The sequence below is a fragment of the Nocardioides aequoreus genome, from assembly GCF_000720335.1.
Classification (GTDB): Bacteria; Actinomycetota; Actinomycetes; order Propionibacteriales; family Nocardioidaceae; genus Marmoricola; species Marmoricola aequoreus.
This window is the reverse complement of sequence record NZ_JOJN01000003.1, coordinates 269,444-289,464: the sequence shown is the minus strand read 5'-3', so window position 1 is coordinate 289,464 and position 20,021 is coordinate 269,444. Positions and strand designations below refer to the sequence as shown.

18 protein-coding genes are annotated in these 20,021 nt (G+C 74.6%); 10 read left to right on the top strand and 8 right to left on the bottom strand.

The window, feature by feature from the left end:
* Positions 1-4 precede the first annotated feature (4 nt).
* From IG63_RS0107805 to IG63_RS20520, 8 genes are all read left to right on the top strand, one after another.
* Positions 5-379 carry a phage holin family protein gene (locus tag IG63_RS0107805; protein WP_030483818.1) on the top strand — a complete coding sequence of 125 codons (375 nt, stop codon included), beginning with the start codon at positions 5-7 and terminating at the stop codon, positions 377-379.
* Positions 376-873, top strand: coding sequence for a low molecular weight protein-tyrosine-phosphatase (locus tag IG63_RS0107800; protein ID WP_030483817.1), 498 nt, complete (start codon positions 376-378; stop codon positions 871-873). Before IG63_RS0107805 ends, IG63_RS0107800 begins: the two co-directional genes overlap by 4 nt.
* 74 nt (positions 874-947) lie before the next feature.
* Entirely contained in the window at positions 948-2,015 is a 1,068-nt protein-coding gene (locus tag IG63_RS0107795; RefSeq protein ID WP_084596821.1) for a sigma-70 family RNA polymerase sigma factor, read from the top strand.
* 1 nt (position 2,016) lies between these two features.
* The gene (locus IG63_RS0107790) at positions 2,017-2,610 is read left to right on the top strand and encodes a TIGR03086 family metal-binding protein (protein ID WP_030483815.1); all 594 of its coding nucleotides are present in this window, start codon (positions 2,017-2,019) and stop codon (positions 2,608-2,610) included.
* Between the two features lie 70 nt (positions 2,611-2,680).
* Entirely contained in the window at positions 2,681-3,535 is an 855-nt protein-coding gene (locus IG63_RS0107785) for a fructosamine kinase family protein (protein ID WP_036194714.1), read from the top strand.
* Between the two features lie 190 nt (positions 3,536-3,725).
* The gene (locus IG63_RS0107780) at positions 3,726-4,427 is read left to right on the top strand and encodes a response regulator transcription factor (RefSeq protein WP_051706350.1); all 702 of its coding nucleotides are present in this window, start codon (positions 3,726-3,728) and stop codon (positions 4,425-4,427) included.
* A gap of 29 nt (positions 4,428-4,456) precedes the next feature.
* Positions 4,457-5,911 carry a sensor histidine kinase gene (locus IG63_RS0107775; protein ID WP_084596819.1) on the top strand — a complete coding sequence of 485 codons (1,455 nt, stop codon included), beginning with the start codon at positions 4,457-4,459 and terminating at the stop codon, positions 5,909-5,911.
* A gap of 84 nt (positions 5,912-5,995) precedes the next feature.
* On the top strand, positions 5,996-7,435 hold the full coding sequence (locus IG63_RS20520; RefSeq protein ID WP_084596871.1) for a S1C family serine protease: 1,440 nt from the start codon (positions 5,996-5,998) through the stop codon (positions 7,433-7,435).
* A gap of 97 nt (positions 7,436-7,532) precedes the next feature.
* On the opposite strand, the gene IG63_RS0107765 is transcribed toward IG63_RS20520, so the two are convergent.
* From IG63_RS0107765 to IG63_RS0107755, 3 genes are read right to left on the bottom strand one after another with little or no spacing between them, the layout of a single operon-like run.
* Positions 7,533-8,822 (bottom strand): anthranilate synthase component I family protein, encoded by a 1,290-nt coding sequence (locus IG63_RS0107765; RefSeq protein ID WP_030483810.1) that lies wholly within the window; start codon positions 8,820-8,822, stop codon positions 7,533-7,535.
* Positions 8,819-9,361 (bottom strand): anthranilate synthase component II, encoded by a 543-nt coding sequence (locus tag IG63_RS0107760; protein ID WP_245604362.1) that lies wholly within the window; start codon positions 9,359-9,361, stop codon positions 8,819-8,821. Before IG63_RS0107760 ends, IG63_RS0107765 begins: the two co-directional genes overlap by 4 nt.
* A 53-nt stretch (positions 9,362-9,414) precedes the next feature.
* The gene (locus IG63_RS0107755; RefSeq protein ID WP_030483808.1) at positions 9,415-11,325 is read right to left on the bottom strand and encodes a chorismate-binding protein; all 1,911 of its coding nucleotides are present in this window, start codon (positions 11,323-11,325) and stop codon (positions 9,415-9,417) included.
* Between the two features lie 368 nt (positions 11,326-11,693).
* Between IG63_RS0107755 and IG63_RS0107750 the strand changes: the two genes are divergently transcribed.
* Positions 11,694-12,002: a GIY-YIG nuclease family protein gene (locus tag IG63_RS0107750; RefSeq protein WP_030483807.1), complete on the top strand. Its 309-nt coding sequence runs from the start codon at positions 11,694-11,696 to the stop codon at positions 12,000-12,002.
* Positions 12,003-12,305: 303 nt separating this feature from the next.
* Here IG63_RS0107750 and IG63_RS0107740 read toward each other — a convergent pair whose 3' ends face one another.
* The 3 genes from IG63_RS0107740 to IG63_RS0107730 form a co-directional block, all read right to left on the bottom strand.
* Entirely contained in the window at positions 12,306-14,468 is a 2,163-nt protein-coding gene (locus IG63_RS0107740) for a HelD family protein (RefSeq protein ID WP_030483805.1), read from the bottom strand.
* A 92-nt stretch (positions 14,469-14,560) separates the two neighbouring features.
* Positions 14,561-15,910 carry a VWA domain-containing protein gene (locus IG63_RS0107735; RefSeq protein ID WP_030483804.1) on the bottom strand — a complete coding sequence of 450 codons (1,350 nt, stop codon included), beginning with the start codon at positions 15,908-15,910 and terminating at the stop codon, positions 14,561-14,563.
* Entirely contained in the window at positions 15,907-16,776 is an 870-nt protein-coding gene (locus IG63_RS0107730) for an AAA family ATPase (RefSeq protein WP_030483803.1), read from the bottom strand. Before IG63_RS0107730 ends, IG63_RS0107735 begins: the two co-directional genes overlap by 4 nt.
* 41 nt (positions 16,777-16,817) lie before the next feature.
* Between IG63_RS0107730 and IG63_RS0107725 the strand changes: the two genes are divergently transcribed.
* Entirely contained in the window at positions 16,818-17,279 is a 462-nt protein-coding gene (locus tag IG63_RS0107725) for a VTT domain-containing protein (protein ID WP_084596817.1), read from the top strand.
* Positions 17,280-17,359: 80 nt separating this feature from the next.
* Here the strand turns inward: IG63_RS0107725 and IG63_RS0107720 are convergent, their stop codons facing one another.
* Together IG63_RS0107720 and araA are read right to left on the bottom strand one after the other, a co-directional pair.
* The gene (locus IG63_RS0107720) at positions 17,360-18,352 is read right to left on the bottom strand and encodes an aldo/keto reductase (RefSeq protein ID WP_030483801.1); all 993 of its coding nucleotides are present in this window, start codon (positions 18,350-18,352) and stop codon (positions 17,360-17,362) included.
* 136 nt (positions 18,353-18,488) lie between these two features.
* Positions 18,489-20,003 carry an L-arabinose isomerase gene (gene araA / locus IG63_RS0107715; protein ID WP_030483800.1) on the bottom strand — a complete coding sequence of 505 codons (1,515 nt, stop codon included), beginning with the start codon at positions 20,001-20,003 and terminating at the stop codon, positions 18,489-18,491.
* Positions 20,004-20,021 lie beyond the last annotated feature (18 nt).

Genomic DNA, 20,021 nt, shown 5'->3' with positions numbered 1-20,021 from the left:
CGACATGCAGATCCTCCTGTGGCTCGTGGTCAACGCGGTCGCCCTGTGGGTCGCCGACCTGCTGGTGCCGGGCATCCGCGTGGGCGGCGAGGGCGGGGAGCTCGCGCTCAACCTCGTGGTCGTCGGGGCGGTGCTGGGCGCCGTCAACGCCGTGGTGCGCCCGATCGTGCGGGTGCTCTCGATCCCCTTCATCGTGCTCACGCTCGGCCTCTTCTGGATCGTCATCAACGCGCTGATGCTCATGCTCGGCGGCGTCATCGCCGACGCCCTCGGCGTCGCCTTCGAGGTCAGCGGCTTCTGGCCGGCGGTGTGGGGCTCGATCGTGATCTCGCTGGCGCTGATGGTGCTCACCGCCCTGCTGCCCGGCGCCAAGCGGTGACCCTGCCGGAGCCGCTCGGCACGCCGTACCGGATCGGGCTGGTGTGCCTGGGCAACATCTGCCGCTCGCCGATGGCCGACGTGGTGCTCTCGCAGCGCGTCGAGGCGGCCGGGCTCTCCTCCCGCGTCGCCGTGGCCAGCTGCGGCACCGCCTCCTGGCACGTCGGCAAGGCCATGGACCCGCGGGCGGCCGCGCAGCTGACCACCGCGGGCTACGACGCCAGCCGCCACCGCGCGCAGCACCTGTCGCCCGCGTGGCACGAGCACGACCTGCTCCTGGCCATGGACGCCGCCAACCTGCACGAGCTCACCGGTGGCCGGGGCGAGACGGAGCGGGTGCGGCTCTTCCGCTCCTTCGACCCGCTCGCGACGCCGCACGACCGGGAGGTGCCCGACCCCTACTACGGCGGCGACGAGGGCTTCGCCGACGTGCTGGCGGTGGTCGAGCGCACCAGCGACACGCTGGTCGAGGACCTGCGCCGACTCCTGGGCTGAGCGGCACCGATGAGTCGAGGGCTGACGCGGGGTCTATGGCTACGTACGCTCGGGAGACCGCACCAGGAGGACGCATGACCCAGCTCGACGACGCCACAACCGCCGTGCCCGCACCGGAGGGATTCGACCAGGCCACGGCGCAGTTCCGTCGCGAGCTGACGGCGCACTGCTACCGGATGACCGGGTCGGTCTACGACGCCGAGGACATGGTGCAGGAGACCTACCTGCGCGCGTGGAAGGCCTTCGACGACTTCGAGGGCCGCTCGAGCGTGCGCACCTGGCTCTACCGGATCGCCACCAACGTGTGCCTCACCGGCCTGGAGCGCAAGGGACGCCGGCCGCTGCCGACCGGCCTCGGCATGCCCGACTCGGGCGCGACCGACGAGCTGGTGACCGCCGACGAGGTGCCGTGGCTGCAGCCGATGCCCGACGTGATGGTCGACGTCGCCAACGTCGACCCGGCCGAGGTCGTCGGCAACCGCGACGCCATCCGGCTCGCCTTCGTCGCCGCGCTGCAGCACCTGCCCCCGCGGCAGCGGGCCGTGCTGGTGCTGCGCGACGTGCTGCGGTGGAGCGCGAAGGAGACCGCCCAGGCGCTCGACACGACCGTCGCGGCGGTCAACAGCGCGCTGCAGCGCGCTCACGCGCAGCTCGCGGAGAAGCAGCTGACCGAGGGCACCGTCGAGGACGAGCTCACCCCCGAGCTGGAGCAGATGCTCGACCGCTACACCGCGGCGTTCTGGGCCAAGGACACCCAGGCGCTGGCCACCATGCTCGCGGCCGACGCCGTCTGGGAGATGCCGCCCTTCACCGGCTGGTACCAGGGCCCCGAGACGATCGGCGAGCTGATCCAGCACAACTGCCCCGGTGGCCCGCAGGACATGCCGATGATCCGCACCACGGCCAACGGCCAGCCGGCCTTCGGGCTCTACATGCGCACCCCCGACGGCGACTTCGTGCCCTTCCAGCTGCAGGTGCTGCAGATCGTCGGCGGGCTGGTGCAGCACGTGGTGGCCTTCTTCGACCTGAGCCGCGACGACGTGCCGGTCGGCCCCGACGCCCAGCCGCACGCGGGAGCGAGCGAGCTCTTCCGCACCTTCGGGCTGCCCGAGCGGCTGCCCGCGTCGTACGTCGGCGGTTGACGTGGCCCCGCGTCAGCGACCGCCCTCGCTGGCGGTCCTCGACGCCGCGCTGACGTGGACCTGCGGCTCGCTGCAGCTGGCCCGCGCCGCCGACCCGCTCCTGCCGACGCCCTGCGCGGCGTGGACCTTGCGCGACCTCCTCGTCCACATGCACGACTCGCTCGCGGCGCTGGGCGAGGCGGCGCGGCTCGGCCACGTGGCGGTGGAGCCGGCTCCCGGCGACGACACCGGCGCCCTGGTCGACCGGGTGTGCCGCCGCGCCCTCGAGACCCGCACCGCGTGGGCGGCCCGCGTCACCTCGGCCTCCGTGCGGATCGACGACCTGCCGCTCGGCCGCGACACGCTCGCCCTCGTCGGGGCGGTCGAGGTGCTGGTGCACGGCTGGGACGTCGCCCGCACCGTCGAGGCTCCCTACGCCCTGCCCGAGGACCTCGGCGAGCGGCTGCTCCCGGTCGCGCGGGCCGTCGTCGGCGACCGCGGACGCCGCTTCGCGCCGGCCGTGCCGCTGCCCGCGGGCGCTCCGGCGGCCGACCGGCTGCTGGCACACCTCGGCCGCGACCCGGGGTGGTGCCGGCCGGTCGCCCGCACCGCCTGAGGCCGTCCTCCCGACGAGCGCGCCCTGGCGTCGTGACCGGTGTCGCGGCAGGCTGAGGGGCGTGGCACGGATGCGGGGCGTGGCGGAGCGGGTCGAGCGGCTGCTCGACAGCGCCGTCGTGTCCACCACCCCGGTGGCGGGCGGCGACGTCTGCACCGCGACGCGGGTGCGGCTCTCCGACGGCACCTCGGCGCTGGTGAAGACCCGGGCGCACGCGCCGGAGGACTTCTTCGAGGTCGAGGCGCGCGGCCTGCGCTGGCTGGCCGAGCCCGGCGTCGCCCCGGTCGCCGAGGTCCTGGCCGTCGAGCACGACTGCCTCGTGCTCGGCTGGGTCGAGCACGCGCGGCCGACGCCCGAGGTGGCGGCCCGGCTGGGTCGCGAGCTCGCCGAGCTGCACGCCAGCGGCGCCCCGGCGTACGGCGGGATCGAGGGCGCCGACGGCTACATCGCCACGCTGCCGCTGCCGGGCAAGCAGACGACCACGTGGCCCGACTTCTACGCCACCACGCGGGTGCTGCCCTACCTCAAGCTGGCCCGCGACCGCGGCCACGTCGCGCGCGACGAGGTCGCCGCCGTCGAGTCCGTCGTACGCCGCCTGGTGGAGCTCGCCGGACCGGCGGAGCCCCCGGCGCGGCTCCACGGCGACCTCTGGTCGGGCAACGTGGTCTGGTCGGTCGACCACGCCACCCTGGTCGACCCCGCCGCGCACGGCGGCCACCGCGAGACCGACCTCGCCATGCTCGCCCTCTTCGGCCTGCCGCACCTGGGACGCCTGCTCGACACCTACGCCGAGGCCAGCCCCCTCGCCGACGGCTGGGAGGAGCGGCAGCCGCTGCACCAGCTCCACCCCGTGCTCGTCCACGCCGCCCTCTTCGGCGGCCACTACGGCCAGCGCGCCGCCGAGCTCGCGCGCCGCTACGCCTGAGCCGCTGCCGCCGGCCTTTCCGCGGGGAAAGACCCCCGCGCCCGGGTTTCCGCGCCGACGGCACCCGACACGCCGACGTACGACGACCCGGTCACGCGGAAAGCGGGACCCACCCGCTTTCCCCGCGGAAAGCGCCCGGCCCGGCGCGCGTCTCAGCGCCCGCTCAGCCACCAGTGGCACCCTTGCCTGCGTGAGTGCGGATCAGGAGCGGCAGCACGTGCTGGTCGTGGAGGACGACCGGGCCGTGCGCGAGTCGCTGCGACGGTCGCTGGAGTTCAACGGCTACCAGGTCTCGACGGCGAGCGACGGCGCGGAGGCGCTGGCCGGGATCGGGGCGATCGACCCCGACGCCGTCGTGATGGACGTGATGATGCCGCGCCTCGACGGGCTGGAGACGACGCGTGCGCTGCGCGAGGTGGGCAACTCCGTGCCGATCCTGGTGCTCACCGCGCGCGACGCGGTCGGCGACCGGGTCGAGGGACTCGACGCCGGCGCCGACGACTACCTCACCAAGCCCTTCGCCCTCGAGGAGCTGCTCGCCCGCCTGCGGGCGCTGCTGCGGCGCGTGACGCCGACCGACGAGGGCGACGAGCGGCTGGCCTTCTCCGACCTCTCGATGGACCTCGCCAGCCGCGAGGTACGCCGCGGCAGCCGCGCCATCGAGCTGACGCGCACGGAGTTCAACCTGCTCGAGCTCTTCCTGCGCCGGCCGCGTCGGGTGCTCGAGCGCTCCTTCATCCTCGAGGAGGTCTGGGGCTTCGACTTCCCCACCACCGCCAACAGCCTGGAGGTCTACGTCGGCTACCTGCGGCGCAAGACCGAGGAGGCCGGCGAGCCCCGGCTGCTGCACACCGTGCGCGGTGTCGGCTACGTGCTGCGCGAGAGCCAGTGAGGCAGCGGTGAGCCAGAAGTGAGACAGCGGTGAGCGGCGCGGCGTACCCCGGCGGCGACGGCGGACCCGTCGGGCGCCGTGGCACGTGGCGCTACCGCCGCTCGCTGGCCAGCCGGGTCACCCTGCTCACCACGATCGCGGTCGGCCTGGCGGTGACCGGCGTCGCCTTCGCGGCGTACGCCACGGTGCGGATGCAGACCCTCGACAGCCTCGACGAGTCGCTGCGCACCCGCGCCGCGCAGGCGGCGCACACCGACACCCTCGAGGTGCTGCAGCGCCAGCAGGTGCCGCCGTGGATGCTCGGCGCCGCCGACGTCAAGATCCTCTTCCTCGACGCCCGCACCGGCCTGATCCAGAGCGCCGACGGTCAGACCAGCGCGTCGATGGACTACCTGCCCGAGGCCAAGGTTGCGCTCGGCACCGAGGCGTGGTCGGCGCGCACGGTGCTGATCGACCGGGAGCGCTACCGCGTGGTGGCGGTGCCCGCGCAGTCCGGGGAGGCGCTGATCCTGGCGCAGTCGCTGCAGCCGACCGACCGGATGCTCGACCGGCTCGGCCTGGTGATGCTGCTCTTCGGCACCCTCGGCATGGTCTCGGCCGGCCTGGCCGGCTGGGCGGTCGCGCGCAACGGCCTGCGCCCGGTCCGCCGCCTGACCACCGCCGTGGAGCAGATCGCGCGCACCGAGCAGCTGCGCCCGATCACCGTCGAGGGCAACGACGAGGTGGCTCGGCTCGCGGTCGCCTTCAACGCGATGCTGGCCGCGCTGTCGGCCTCTCAGCAGCGGCAGCGACAGCTCGTCGCCGACGCCGGTCACGAGCTGCGCACCCCGCTCACCTCGCTGCGCACCAACCTCGACCTGCTCGCGCAGGCCGAGTCCTCCGACCACCTCTCCCGCGAGGCGCGCCGCGAGCTGCTCGACGACGTCCGCGCCCAGATCGACGAGCTCACCCAGCTGATCGGCGACCTCACCGAGCTGGCGCGCGACGCCCCGAGCGCCCCGTCCGTCGAGCCGGTCGAGCTCGCCGCCGTGGTCGCCCAGGCGGTCACGCGCGTGCGCCGTCGCACCACCACCGTCTCCTTCGAGGTCTCGACGCGGCCGTGGTGGGTGATGGGCGACGCCGCGGCCCTGGAGCGGGCGATCACCAACCTGCTCGACAACGCCGTGAAGTGGAGCCCCGGCGGTGGTGTGGTCACCGTCGAGGTCGCCGAGGGCACCGTGATGGTCGCCGACCAGGGGTCCGGCATCGCCGCGGTCGACCTGCCGCACGTCTTCGAGCGCTTCTACCGCTCGGCGGAGTCGCGCACCATGCCCGGCTCGGGGCTCGGCCTGTCGATCGTCAAGGCCGTGGCCGACCGGCACGGTGGCGTCGTGCGGGCCGGCACCGGACCCGACGGCGGCGCGGCCTTCTGGTTCCACGTCCCCGGCACGCCGAACCCTCCCGGGGTCGACGACGCCGCGGCCCGCTCGGTCGCCCGGACCTAGCCCGGCGTCGGCGCCCGACGATTTCCAGGCGAGTCGTAGGGCCCTCCCAGCGGGCTCTCAGGATGGGCGCGCACGATGGTGGACATGACCGAGGACAACCGCCGCCCGGGTGAGGCCGACTCGCACGACGAGCACACCCGCCCGCTCTTCCCCCCGCCGTCGGACGCCGCCTCCACCGACCGACCGCAGCCCGGCACGAGCCAGGCGCCGGGCGTCGCGCCTGGTCAGGTCGGCCCTCCCGCCGGCGACCAGCCCGTCGCCGGCCACCACCCCTCCACCGCCCCCACCGAGGACACCCGGCGCTTCGACGAGCCGCCGATCTGGGCCGGCGCCCCCTACGCCGCGCCCGCGGCCGTCGCCACCGCGCCCCCCCGCGAGCGTGGCCGCAAGCGGCTCGTCGCCGGGGTCCTCGTGGCGGCCCTGGTGGTCGGCGGCGCGGCCGGCGTCGGCGGGGCCGCGGCGTACGACGCCCTCAACGGCGACGGCCCGGCCGCGACGCGCACCGCGCCGACCGAGTTCGAGGCCACCAAGACCTCCGTGGTCGAGGACGGCACCGTCGAGTCGGTGGCCGACGCCGTGCTGCCGAGCGTGGTGAAGGTCAACGTGGTCGGGCAGGAGGGCGCCGGGTCAGGATCCGGCATCGTGCTGAGCGAGGACGGCGAGATCCTCACCAACAACCACGTGGTCGAGGGCGCCGAGGGCGACGGCGCCATCTCGGTGAGCTTCAACGACGGCACCACGGCCCGCGCCACCGTCGTCGGCACCGACCCGCTCGTCGACATCGCGGTGATCCGCGCCGAGGGGGTCAGCGACCTGACGCCGGCGTCGATCGGGCAGTCCGACGACCTCAAGGTCGGCCAGTCCGTGGTCGCCATCGGGTCGCCCTTCGGCCTCGACGCCACGGTCACCTCCGGCATCGTGAGCGCCCTCAACCGCCCGGTCTCGGTGGGCAGCCAGCCGCAGCAGCCGGACCCCTTCGGCCAGCAGCAGGGCCAGACGGCCTCGCAGTCGACGACCTACCCGGCCGTGCAGACCGACGCCGCGATCAACCCCGGCAACTCCGGTGGTCCGCTGGTCGACATGTCCGGTCGCGTGGTCGGCATCAACTCCTCGATCCGCACCGCGAGCGAGAGCAGCGGCCAGTCGGGCTCGATCGGCCTGGGCTTCGCGATCCCCATCGACGAGGTGCTGCCGATCGTCAACCAGATCGTCGCCGGCGACACCCCGACCCACGCCCGCCTGGGCGTCTCGGTCGGCGAGCCCGAGGCCACCATCGACAACCCCGCGCCCGGTGCGCTGGTGAGCCAGGTCGAGCCGAGCGGTGCCGCCGGGGAGGCAGGCCTCCAGGAGGGCGACGTCATCACCAAGGTCGACGACCAGGTCATCGAGGGACCCGACTCGCTGGTCGCCACCATCCGCGGGCACCGCCCTGGCGACGAGGTCACGCTGACCTACCAGCGCGACGGCGACACCCGCACCACGACCGCCACGCTGGCCTCCGACGAGGGCACCTCGACCTCCTGACCCCGCGGGCGGGGCGGTCTCCCCGCCGGCCCGCGGCCCCACGCGCCGTACCTCCCGGAACCCGAGAGCCGGGGGGTACGGCGCCCTCGCGCGTCCGTCAGGACGGCGGGGCGCCCAGTGCGCCCAGCAGCCGCTCGGCCTTCCACCGCGTCTCGGCCCACTCCTCGGCCACGTCCGAGCGCACCGTGATGCCGCCACCGGTGCCCAGCCACCAGCTGCCGTCGGGCGCCCCGAGCAGCGAGCGGATGACCACGCCGAGGTCGGCCCGGCCGTCGGCACAGACCCACCCGAAGGCCCCGGCGTAGAGGCCGCGCGCGTCCTGCTCCACGGCGTCGACCACCTCCATGGTGCGCCGCTTCGGTGCGCCCGTCATCGAGCCCGCGGGGAAGAGCGCGCGCAGCGCCGCCACCGTGCCGACCTCCTCGCGCAGCCGCCCGCGCACGGTGCTGACCAGCTGGTGCACGGCGGCGTACGACTCCACCTCCATCAGGTGGGGCACCGAGACCGTGCCCACGTCGCAGACCGAGGCCAGGTCGTGGCGGAGCAGGTCGACGATCATCAGGTTCTCGGCGCGGAACTTCGGGTCGGTCGCGAGCCGCTCGGCCAGCCGCGCGTCGGTGACCGCGTCGGCGCCCCGCGGCGTCGTGCCCTTGATCGGCCTGGTCTCCAGCCACCGGTCGGCGTCGATCGTCGCGAAGCGCTCGGGGCTGCTGCTGAGCAAGTGGGTGCCGCGGTGCGTGAGCAGGCCGGCGTACGGCGCCGGGTTGGCCGCCCGGAGCCGCAGGTAGGCGCCGAGCAGGTCGTCGGCCCCAGGCACCTGCTCCCGGTAGGTGAGGTTGACCTCGTAGGAGTTGCCGGCCCGCAGCTGCTCCTGCACCCGGGCGAAGGCGGCGGCGTACCAGGGGGGCGGGGTCTCGACAGGCTCGACCGGCTCTGCTGGTCGAGCCCCTGCTGCCGGTCGAGCCCCTCCCGCTGGTCGAGCCTGTCGAGACCCGTCGTGGCGGAAGAAGCGCACGTCGGTGCAGCGCAGCCACACAGCGTCGGGACCGCGGCCCCACGGCCGGGCGGGGAGGTCGGGGCGGGCGGCGTACCCCAGGCAGCCGACCCAGTGCACGCCCGGGTCGCCGGCGTCGCGCGCGAGCTCGGACTCCAGGACCGTGAAGACGTCGTCGCCGACGACCTCGTCGGCGCCGCCGGCGTGACGGGTCACCTCGCGGCGCCCGGCGTCGTAGGAGAGCGAGACGTCGTCGTCGCCGAGCACGCCGACCAGCGAGCGGCGACCCGACCAGCCGCGTGCCCCTCCGCCGTCGAGCCAGAAGACCCGGTCGCTGCGCGCCAGCCCGGCCCGCACGGCGTCGACCACCGGCGCTGCTGCGGGCTCGCTCACGAGAGGAACGCCGCGACGAGGGCCGCGCCGTGCTGCGAGAGCACCGACTCGGGGTGGAACTGCACGCCGGCCTGCGGGAGCGTCGTGTGCGCGACCGCCATCGGCAGCCCGCTGACGCGGTCGGTCGCGGTCACGCGGAGCACCTCGGGCACCCGCGTCGCCGCGAGCGAGTGGTAGCGCACGGCCTCGAAGGGGCCGTCGATGGCCGCGAAGAGCCCGGTCCCGTCGTGGTCGACCAGGGCGACCTCGCCGTGGGCGGGCTCGACCCGCGCGACGGTGCCGCCGTACGCCGTCACGAGCGCCTGCATGCCGAGGCAGACACCGAGCACGGGCACGCCGAGGTCGAAGACCGCGTGGCCCAGGGCGAAGTCGCGGGGCTCCTCGGGGTGCCCGGGGCCGGGCGAGAGCACGACGTGGGTGGCGGCGCGCGCCCGCTCCAGGACGCCCGGCTGGTCGTGCTCGACGACCTCCGGCAGCACGCCGGTGACCGAGGCCAGCAGGTGGACCAGGCTCCAGGTGTAGGAGTCGTAGTGGTCCACCACCAGCACCCTTCGTGAGGCCTCGTCCCTCGGCTCCTCAGGGCGGCGCCCTCTCACCCCAGGAGCTCCAGGAGCAGGCCACGGAGCAGGGCGAAGCCGTTCTCGGTGAGGATCGACTCCGCGTGGAACTGCACGCCCCGGTAGTGCGGTCCCGCCACCTGGTGCACGTCGCCGGTCTCCGCGTCGGCCTCGACGGTGACGCCGTCGGGCAGCACCCACTCGCCGGTCGCGTCCGGCGAGACCCGGGCCACGAAGGTGTTGTAGAAGCCGACCGCCTCGGTGCGACCCCCGAGCCCGACCCGGCTCTGGGTGCCCTGGAAGACGATGTCCTTCATCCCCAGCTCGAGGCCCACCAGGTCGCAGAGCACCTGGTGGCCCAGGCACACGGCGAGGAAGGGCCGCTCGCTGGCGAGCAGGTCGCCGACCGCGCGCCGGTACGCCGCGATCTTGGGGTGGTCGTGCTGCTGCGGGTCGCCGGGGCCGGGGCCGACGACGACGAGGTCGACGTCGTCGAAGCAGCCGGCGGCGTAGTCCTCGTGCCGCACCACCGTCGAGCTCATGCCGAGCACGGAGAAGACGTGGGCCAGCATGTTCACGAAGTCGTCCTCGCCGTGGAGGATGCCGATCCGCCTGCCCTCCAGGCTCGGTGCCGCCGGGGCCGCGCCGGCCTGGTCGGTGAGCCAGAACTTCGCGAGCCGCTGGTTGCGCGAGCCGAGCGCGATCAGCACGTCCTCGTCCTGCATCAGGTCGGCCACGGCCGCCGGCTCGCCCGTGGCCGCCGGCGCGAGGCCGAAGGCCGCGAGGATGCCGCTGGCCTTGGCCTGCGTCTCGGCCACTTCGTAGTGCGGGTCGGAGTCGCGCACCAGCGTCGCGCCCGCCGTGACCGTGAGGGCGCCGTCGGCGGTGACCTGCGCCGTCCGGATCACGATCGGGCTGTCGGCGGTGGGAGCGCCCTCGGCGTCGCGCCCGAGCAGCGCGAGCGCACCGGCGTAGTAGCCGCGGCCGCCCTCCTCGTACTGCTCGATCAGCCGGCAGGCGTTCTCCACCGGGGCACCGGTGACGGTGGCGGCGAACATGGTGTCGCGCAGCACCTCGCGGACGTCGCTGCGGGTGCGGCCGGCGAGCAGGTACTCGGTGTGGACGAGGTGGGTCATCGGCTTGAGGAAGGGCCCGAGCACCTGGCCGCCCTCGTGGCAGATGTCGCACATCATCTTCAGCTCCTCGTCGACGACCATGAAGAGCTCGAAGATCTCCTTCTCGTCGGCCAGGAACTCCAGCAGCCGCGGCTTGCGCACCTCGTCGTCGAGGCCGCGCAGCCGGAAGGTGCCGGAGATGGGGTTCATCCGCACGTCGCCGCCGTGCACGCTGACGTGGCGCTCGGGCGAGGCGCCGATCAGGAAGCGCTCGCCGGTCCAGAAGCAGTAGGTCCAGTAGGCGCCGCGCTCGCCCGTGAGCAGCCGCTTGAGCACACCGAGCGCCGCGTGCGGCCCCCAGTCGCGCAGCTGCGCGCGGTAGTGCCGGCCGACCACGAGGTTGGCGCCCTCGCCGCGGCCGATCTCGTCGCGGATGATGCGGTCGACCACCTCGGCGTAGTCGTCGTCGGAGGTCTCGAAGCCGCCCTTGTCGTCGTAGGCCGCCTCGAGGTCGGGCAGCGCCGCGAGCAGCTCCTCCAGCGGCACCTCGCGCTCGGTGGTCAGCTCGACCACCGCGAGCGGCGCGCCGTCGTCGTGCGCGTGGAAGCCGCGCTCGCGCACCTGGCGGAAGGGCACGGCGACCAGCCGGTCGAAGCGCTTGCCCTCCGGCGGCACCCCCTCCTCCAGCGGCACGTCGGTGAGCCGCTCGACGTGGCTCACCGGCCCACCGACCAGGGTCACCGTCGCGCTGTCGCGCAGCCGCACCACCGCCCACGCCTCCTGCCCCAGCAGCTCCTCGAGCGCGGCGCGGGCATCGGGGGTCTCGGTCACGGGAGAACGCTACCCGCGCGCGCCCCACCCCCGCTCCGCACGCCCGCGCCGCACCTCACCGGGTCTCGAGGCTCGGCCACCCCAGCGACCGGGTGGTCGAGGTGCCCGAGCCCCCGGGCGAGGTCCTCGAGACCCGGCGCCCCACCACACCCACCTCACCGGGTCTCGAGGCTCGGCGCTGGCGCGCCTCACACCTCGACCACCCCATCGACCGTGGTGGTCGAGGTGCCCGAGCCCCCGGGCGAGGGCCTCGAGACCCGGCGACCCGCCCGACCACCTCACGTCCACAGCCACCACCACGAGGTCGGTCATCCACAGGACGGCAGCGCAGGCGTGTCGCGGGCGGCGACATCCACCACCCTGCTCCCATGGCGTGGACGTACCTCCTCGAGTGCCGCGACGGCAGCTACTACGTCGGCAGCACCGTCGACCTCGCCGCCCGGCTCCACCAGCACCAGATCGGCGAGGGGGCGGCGTACACCCGTCCGCGGCGTCGACGACCAGTCCGGTTGCTGTGGAGCGGGGAGTTCGAGACCGCCCCCGAGGCCTTCGCCTTCGAGAAGCAGCTGCAGGGATGGAGCCGGGCCAAGCGGGAGGCGCTGGCGCGCGGCGACTTCGCAGCGCTGCCCGACCTGGCCTCCCGGCCCACCGCGCGCACGCCACCGGACGACGACTGAGCCCGGCCAGCCCCCGGGCGGACGTCGCACCCGGGCGACCCGCGCCCACCTCACCGGGTCTCGAGGCTCGGCGCTGGCGCGCCTCACACCTCGACCACCCCCAGCCACGGATGGTCGAGGTGCCCGAGCCCCCGGGCGAGGGCCTCGAGACCCGGCAACCGACCGACCACACGCGCCTCACCGGGCCTCGAGGCTCGGCGCTGGCGCGCCTCACACCTCGACCACCCCAGCCACGGGTGGTCGAGGTGCCCGAGCCCCCGGGCGAGGGCCTCGAGACCCGGCGACCCGACCGCTGCGCCCGGGTCAGCCGCTGACGGTGATCATGCGCTGGGTGGCGCGGGTGTAGACGACGTAGAGGGTGGCGCGGCCGGTGGGCGACTCGTCCTCGATCTCCTGCGGCTGCACCACCACGATGCCGTCGAACTCCAGGCCCTTGGTCTCCAGGCCGGTGAGGACGACGAGGCGCGAGTCGGGCGAGCCGGACTCGTCGGCGTGCTCGGGCCACGAGGCCAGCCAGCGGGAGACCTCCCCGACCCGGGCCGCGGGGACGACGACCCCGACGGTGCCCTCCAGCGCGCCGGCGAGCTCGCCGAGCGCCGCGCGGACGCCCTGCTCGAGGTCGTCGACCTGCCGCTCGTCGGGCTCGACGCCGGTGGAGCGGACGGCGTGCGGGAGGTCGGCGTCGAGGCCGACCCGCTCGGCGTACGCCGCGGCGTAGGCGTAGATCTCCGCGGAGTTGCGGTAGTTGGTGGAGAGGTGGAAGTCGTGCAGCGGCTTCTCCCGGCCCGACGGCGAGAGCAGCGCCTCGGCGCGGGCGGCCGCGGCCTCGGCCGGCACCGGCCAGGACGACTGGGCGGCGTCGCCGACGATGGTCCACGTGGCGGTGCGGCCGCGGCGGCCGACCATGCGCCACTGCATCGGGGTGAGGTCCTGGGCCTCGTCGACCAGCACGTGGGCGTAGTGGTCGTCCTCGGTGCGGTTGCTCGGCGGCGTCCACCCGGGGCGACCGGCGTACTCGCGGTCGGAGGCGGTGACGACCTCGCGCTGCTCCACCAGCGCCCGGTCCTCGACGGAGAGCCACTCGTCGTCGACCGAGCCGGTGGCGACCGGCGGCGGGTCGCCGAGCAGGTAGCGCAGCTCGTCGAGCAGCGGCACGTCGTCGACGGAGAGCTCGGCGTCGGCCGGGCCCCACGACTTCGCCAGCAGCCGCACGGCCTCGTCGCCGAGCACGCCCTCGCTGATCCGCGCGAGCAGCTCGGGGTCGCGCAGCCAGCCGAGCACCGTGGGTGCGTCGAGCACGGGCCACCACGCGGCGGCGAACTCCAGGAAGGCGTCGTCGTGACGGACCTCCTCGGCGAAGTCCTCCTTGGTGCGCTCGCGCGCCCGGTCGCCCCGCACCTGCCGCCACATCGCGTCGATGAGCGTGGAGGCGACCCGGGTGGCGGTGCGGTTGCGCTTGCCGTGCGACAGCAGCTGGCGCCGCAGCGCTCCCAGCTCGCGTCCGCGCAGCTCGATTACGTCGTCGCGGTAGAAGTAGCGGAAGCTCGTGGGAGCGTCGGGCACGGCCTGGCGCGCCGCGCGCCGCAGCACCTCGGCCATCGCGGCGGAGCCCTTGACCTCGGCCACCGCGGGCTCGTCGCGCCGGGTGGCGCGGACGCCGTCGACGACCTCGCCCAGCGAGCGCAGCGCCACCGCCGTCTCGCCCAGCGACGGCAGCACCCGCTCGATGTAGCGCATGAAGACGCCCGACGGGCCGACGACGAGCACGCCGCCGGTCTCGTAGCGACGCCGGTCGGCGTAGAGCAGGTACGCCGCGCGGTGCAGCGCCACGACCGTCTTGCCGGTGCCGGGGCCGCCGCTGATCACCACGACGCCCTTCTCGGGCGCCCGGATCGCGCGGTCCTGCTCGGCCTGGATGGTCGCGACGATCGAGTGCATCGAGCGGTCGCGGGCGCGCGAGAGCTGCGCCATCAGCGCGCCCTCGCCGACCACGGGGAGGTCGGTGTCGGCCTCCGCGTCGAGCAGGTCGTCCTCGACGCCGAGCACCTCGACGCCCTTGCTGCGCAGCACGCGGCGGCGTACGACGCCCTGCGGGTCGGCCTGCGTGGCCTGGTAGAACTTCGCGGCCGCGGGCGCGCGCCAGTCGACCAGCAGCGTGTCGTAGGACTCGTCGCGCAGCCCGATGCGGCCGATGTAGCGCGGCGGCACGTCGAGGTCGGGGTGCATGTCGAGCCGGCCGAAGACCAGCCCCTCGTGCGCCGCGTCGAGCGTCGCCAGGCGGCGGGCCGCCTGGTAGACCATCGCGTCGCGCTCGACCAGACCGCCCTCGTTGCCGATGCGTCCTCGCTCCAGGCCCTCCTTGGCGAGCTCCTGGGTGAAGGCTGCGGCACGCTCGAGATGCGTGTAGACGGTGTCGACGTACGCCTGCTCGCGCGCGACCTCGCGCGCGGCCACGTCTTCGTTCAACGCGGGTCCTCCCGGGGAAAAAACGGAACTCGCCACTCTACTCCCGCGCCGGCCCGCGCGTGGCGGCGACCGCAGATCGGACCGCGGCGCCCTCAGGCCAGGTCGTGCACGAACTCCCCGAGCTGGGTGAGGTTGCGGCACTCGACCATCGGCAGCAGCGCGGCGTACTCGGGCGCCTCGGAGTCGCCGGTGCCCCAGTGGCGCGGGTGCTCGGGGTTGAGCCACCAGCTGCGGCGGGCGGCGTGCACCAGGTCGGCGACGACCGGCAGGGCGAGGTCGCCGTAGTTGGAGCGCGCGTCACCCAGCACGAGCAGGTGGGTGCGGGGCGTCAGCGCGTCGCGGTGCTGCTCGGCGAAGCGGGTGAAGGCGCGGCCGTACTGCGTGCGGCCGAAGCGGCTGGCGTGGGCCGCGCTCGCGGAGAGCCGGGCGAGCGCGTCGGCGGGGTCGGCGCCTCGGGTGAAGTCGTCGGTCACCTCGTGCACGTCGTCGACGAAGGTGAAGGCGCGCACCCGGTCGAACTGCTCGCGCAGCGCGAAGACCAGCATCAGGGTGAAGCCGGCGAAGCCCGCGACCGAGCCGCTGACGTCGCAGAGCACGACGAGATCGGGCCGGCCGGGACGACGCGGGCGGTGGTGGGTGGTCAGCGGCACGCCCCCGCTGCTCATCGAGGCGCGCACGGTGCGCCGGAAGTCCAGCGGCCCCCGGCGCCGGTCCCGCTGCTCGCGGTGGAGCCGGCTGGCCAGCCGACGCGCCAGCGGCTGGATCTCGTGGCGCATCCGGTCCAGCTCGGCCCGCGACGCCCTGGAGAAGTCGAGCTGGTCGACGGCCGTGCGCACCGCGTGGCGCGCCACGTGGTCGGGGCCGCGGACCTCGGCCGCGCGGCGGCGTACCTCGGTCTCGACGAGCTCCTCGAAGCGGCGCACGGCGGCCCGGCCCCCGAGGTCGTCGGCGGCCACCCGGTTGAGCGTGTTGTACGCCGACCACCGCTGCTCCCCCGGGCCGCGCCCGCGGATCCGGCCGAAGCGGGCCACCGCCTCGCGGGCGAGCGCCGTCAGGTCGCCGGCGTCGGCGCCGTCCGCTGCCCCGTCGGCTGCCAGCGCCTGCTCGACGCGCTCGCGCAGGTCGGCGAGCTCGGCCGGACCGTCCGAGGGACCCACGGCCTCCTCGGGGTCCGTAGCGTCGCCCACCCCGTCGCCCACCCCGTCGCCCACCCCATCACCCACCAGGGCCGGCCAGTAGAGGTCGAAGACCTGGTCGAAGCCCGGGCGGTGGGCCTGCCGCTTGAGCAGGGTGGCGGCGTAGGCCGCGCGCAGCGTCTCGCGCTCCCCGAGCCCGAGGGCGTCGACGGCGCGGACGGCGTCGAGCCCCTCGGCCAGCGAGACCGGGATCCCCGCCGCGCGCAGCGCGTGCAGGAAGTCGGTGTGGCGGTCGAGGAGCGTCACCGCCGCCGGCGCTCCCCCGCGAGCGCGGCCAGCGCCCGGTCGTGGTCGCTGGCGTGCTTGAGGACCACGCCGAGGGTGCGGGCGACGACGTCGTCGTCGAGGGTGCCGACCTGCAACGCGACGAGCGTGCGCGCCCAGTCGACGGTCTCGGCGATGGAGGGCGACTTGCGCAGCTCGAGCTGCCGCAGGGCGGCGACCGCGTCGACCACCTGCCCGGCCAGCGCCTCCTCGACCTCCGGCACCTGCGAGACCACGATCGCGCGCTCGCGCTCCTTGTCGGGGTGGTCGACGTGGAGGAAGAGGCAGCGTCGCTTCAGCGCCTCCGACAGCTCGCGGGTGGCGTTGGAGGTGAGCACCACGAGCGGACGGCGCACGGCGCCGACGGTGCCGAGCTCGGGGATGCTGACCTGGAAGTCGGAGAGCACCTCCAGCAGCAGCCCCTCGACCTCGACGTCGGTCTTGTCGACCTCGTCGACGAGCAGCACGGTGGGGTGCTCGTTGCGGATCGCGGTGAGCAGCGGCCGGGTGAGCAGGAACTCCTCGGTGAAGATCTGGTCGTGGGTCTCGTCCCACGCCTGGCCCTGGGAGGCCTGGATGCGCAGCAGCTGCTTCTTGTAGTTCCACTCGTAGAGCGCCCGTGCCTCGTCGAGCCCCTCGTAGCACTGCAGCCGCACCAGCTCGGCGCCCGTCGCCCGGGAGACCGCCTTCGCCAGCTCGGTCTTGCCGACGCCGGCCGGACCCTCGACGAGCAGCGGCTTGCCGAGGGCGGCCGCGAGGTAGGTCGTCGTGGCGGTCGCCGTGTCGGCGAGGTAGCCCGCCTCGGCCAGGCGCTTCTCGGTCTCCGCGGGGGACTCGAACCAGGTCACCTGGTGAGTCTGTCACCGCCCGGGTGCGGGACGATCGGGCCGTGGTCGAGGACCTCCCGTTCGCCGCGGCGTACGCCTTCCTGGTCGTGGTGGCGTGCTGCCGCGGCGGGGCGACGTACGCCCTGGGCCGGGTGGCGCGGCGGGGCGGCGAGCACAGCGCCCGGGCGCAGCGGTGGCTCGACCGCCCCGGCGTACGCCGTGCGCAGGAGCTGGTGGCGCGCTGGGGCGCGCCCGTCGTCACGCTGTCGTTCCTGACGATCGGCGTGCAGTCGGCCGTCAACGCCTCCGCGGGGGCGCTGCGGATGCCGCTGCGCCGCTACCTGCCGGGCCTGCTCGCCGGCGCGCTGCTCTGGGCGCTCGTCTACGCCACCGTGGGCATGGCCGTCGTCCACTCCTGGCTCGGCGGCGGCTGGGGCTGGCCCCTCGCCGCCCTGCTCGCCGTCGCCCTGGTCGGCGCCGGCACGTGGTGGTGGCGGGGGCGGGGCGGGCGCGCGGGCATGTAACGCTCCGTTACAGCGCCTGAGTGCCCTTCTCCGGCGGTGTACGCGCGGTGCAACGGCGCGTTACATGGACGGCCGCGGCGTCACCAGCGGTCGTGCACCAGCTCGCGGACGCGGGCGTCGTACAGCGCGCGGACGCCGGCGAAGAGGTCGCCGGGCAGCGGGGGGACGTCGCCGGCGGCGGCGTTGGCGCGGGCCTGCTCGGGGCTCCGGGCGCCCGGGATCACCGTGGTGACGCCCGGCTGCTGCCAGGCCCACGCGATCGCGGCCTGCGCCGAGGTGATGCCCGGCGCGGTGCTGCCGACCAGCTCGGCGAAGTCGCGCGCGGCGGCCAGGCCGACGTCGTACGGCACGCCGGAGAAGGTCTCGCCGACATCGAAGGCGCTGCCGTCGCGGTTGTAGCTGCGGTGGTCGTCGTCGGCGAAGGTGGTGGCCTCGTCGTACTTCCCGGAGAGCAGGCCGCTGGCCAGCGGCACCCGCACGACGATGCCGACACCGGCGTCGGCCGCGGCCGGCAGCACCTGGTCGAGCGGCTTGAGCCGCAGCGGGTTGACGATGATCTGCACGCTCGCCACCCCGGGCCGCGCGATCGCCGCGAGGGCCTGGTCGCAGGTCTCGACGCTCACGCCGTACGCCGCGATCGCGCCGTCGGCGACCAGCGCGTCGAGCGCGTCGTAGGTCCGGTCGTCGTCGATGACGGCGGTCGGGGGGCAGTGCAGCTGCACCAGGTCGAGGGTGTCGACGCCCAGGTTGCGACGCGAGCGGTCGGTCCACTCGCGGAAGGCCTCGGGGGTGTAGAGCTCGGGCCGCTGCTCGACCCGGCGGCCCATCTTGGTGGCCACGGTGAAGCCGGCGTCGGGGTGCGCCGCCAGGAAGCGCCCGACCACCTGCTCGCTGTGACCGTCGCCGTACACGTCAGCGGTGTCGTAGAAGGTCACCCCCGCCTCGGCCGAGGCCTCCAGCACCTCACGGGCGTCGCTCTCGCTGACCTCGCCCCAGTCGGCGCCGAGCTGCCAGGTGCCGAGCCCGACGGCCGAGACCTCGCGCGCCGTACGGCCGAGGGTGCGGTGCTCCATGGGGGGTCCTCTCGTGGGTGGGGTGCGGGCGTGCCGGTTTCACCAGTCAACTTGGGAAACTGGCACTGGCCTACGGAAACTTCGGTGGGGAAGTGCGGGCTTCACAAGTTAACTGGTGAAACCGCAACGACCGCCCTCACAGCCCCCGGGCCAGCCGGTGGTACGCCGCGGACCAGCGCAGCTCGCGGGCGAAGCGCCGGGGGGTGGTGGCGGCGTCGATGACGACGAGCTCGGTGCGGGTCATCTCGGCGAAGTCGTCGACGGTCTCGGTGTCGAGGGCGGTGGAGAGGACCGTGTGGTGGGGGGCGCCGGCGGTGAGCCAGGCCTCGGCGGAGGTCGCGAGCGAGGGGTGGGGGCGCCAGACCGCGCAGGCGACCGGGAGCCGCGGCAGCGCCTCGTCGGGCTCGACGACGTCGACCTCGTTGAGGGTGAGGCGGAAGCGGTCGCCGGTGTCGGAGAGGCCGACGACGACGGCGGCCCCCGGGTCGGCGGTGAAGCGCAGCCGCACCGGGTCCTCGCGGTCGCCGATGGAGAGCGGGTGGATCTCCAGCGACGGCCGGGCGGACGTGAGCGACGGGCAGACCTCGAGCATGTGGGCGCCGAGGACCTTCTCCTCGCCCGGGACCAGGTGGTAGGTGTAGTCCTCCATGAAGGACGTGCCCCCCGGGAGCCCGGCGGCCATCGTCTTCATGCCGCGCAGCAGCACGGCGGTCTTCCAGTCGCCCTCGCCGCCGAAGCCGTAGCCGTCGGCCATCAGCCGCTGCACCGCCAGCCCCGGCAGCTGTCGCAGCCCGCCGAGGTCCTGGAAGTTGGTGCAGAAGGCGCCGAAGCCCCCGTCGGTCAGGAAGGCCCGCAGGCCGAGCTCGATGCGTGCGCCGTAGCGCAGCGACTCGTGCCGCTCGCCGCCCGGGAGCAGCTCGGGCGCCACGGCGTAGCGGTCGGCGTACTCCACGACCAGCTTGTCGACGTCGTCGTCGGCCATGGCGTCGACGACCGCGACGAGGTCGTTGACGCCGTAGGTGTTGACCGAGACCCCGAGGACCCGCTGGGCCTCGACCTTGTCGCCCTCGGTCACCGCGACGTCGCGCATGTTGTCGCCGAAGCGGGCCAGGCGCAGCTGCCGCAGCTCGGCGCGCCCCAGCGCCGCCCGCACCCAGCTGGCCACGCGGCGGCGTACCTCGGGCGTGGCGACGTGGCCCGCCACGACCTTGCGCGGCACCCCGAGCCGCGACTCGACGTGGCCGACCTCGCGGTCGCCGTGGGCGGCCTGGTTGAGGTTCATGAAGTCCATGTCGATGGTCGACCAGGGCAGCGCCATGCCGGCCTGCGTGTGCAGGTGGAGCAGCGGCTTGGCGAGCGCGTCGAGGCCGGCGATCCACATCTTGGCCGGCGAGAAGGTGTGCATCCACACCACGACGCCCAGGCAGGACGGGTCGGCGTTGGCCTCGAGCACCTGGCGGTGGATGGCCACGGCGTCGAGCAGCACCGGCTGCCACACGACCTCGACGGGGAGGTCGGCGCCGAGCCCGTCGGCCAGCTCGGCGGCCACGGCGCGCGACTGCGCGGCGACCTGGTCGAGGGTCTCCTGGCCGTAGAGCGCCTGGGAGCCGGTGAGGAACCACACCTGGCGGGGGGTGGCGGACGTGGTCATGCTGCCTCGATTCGGGGA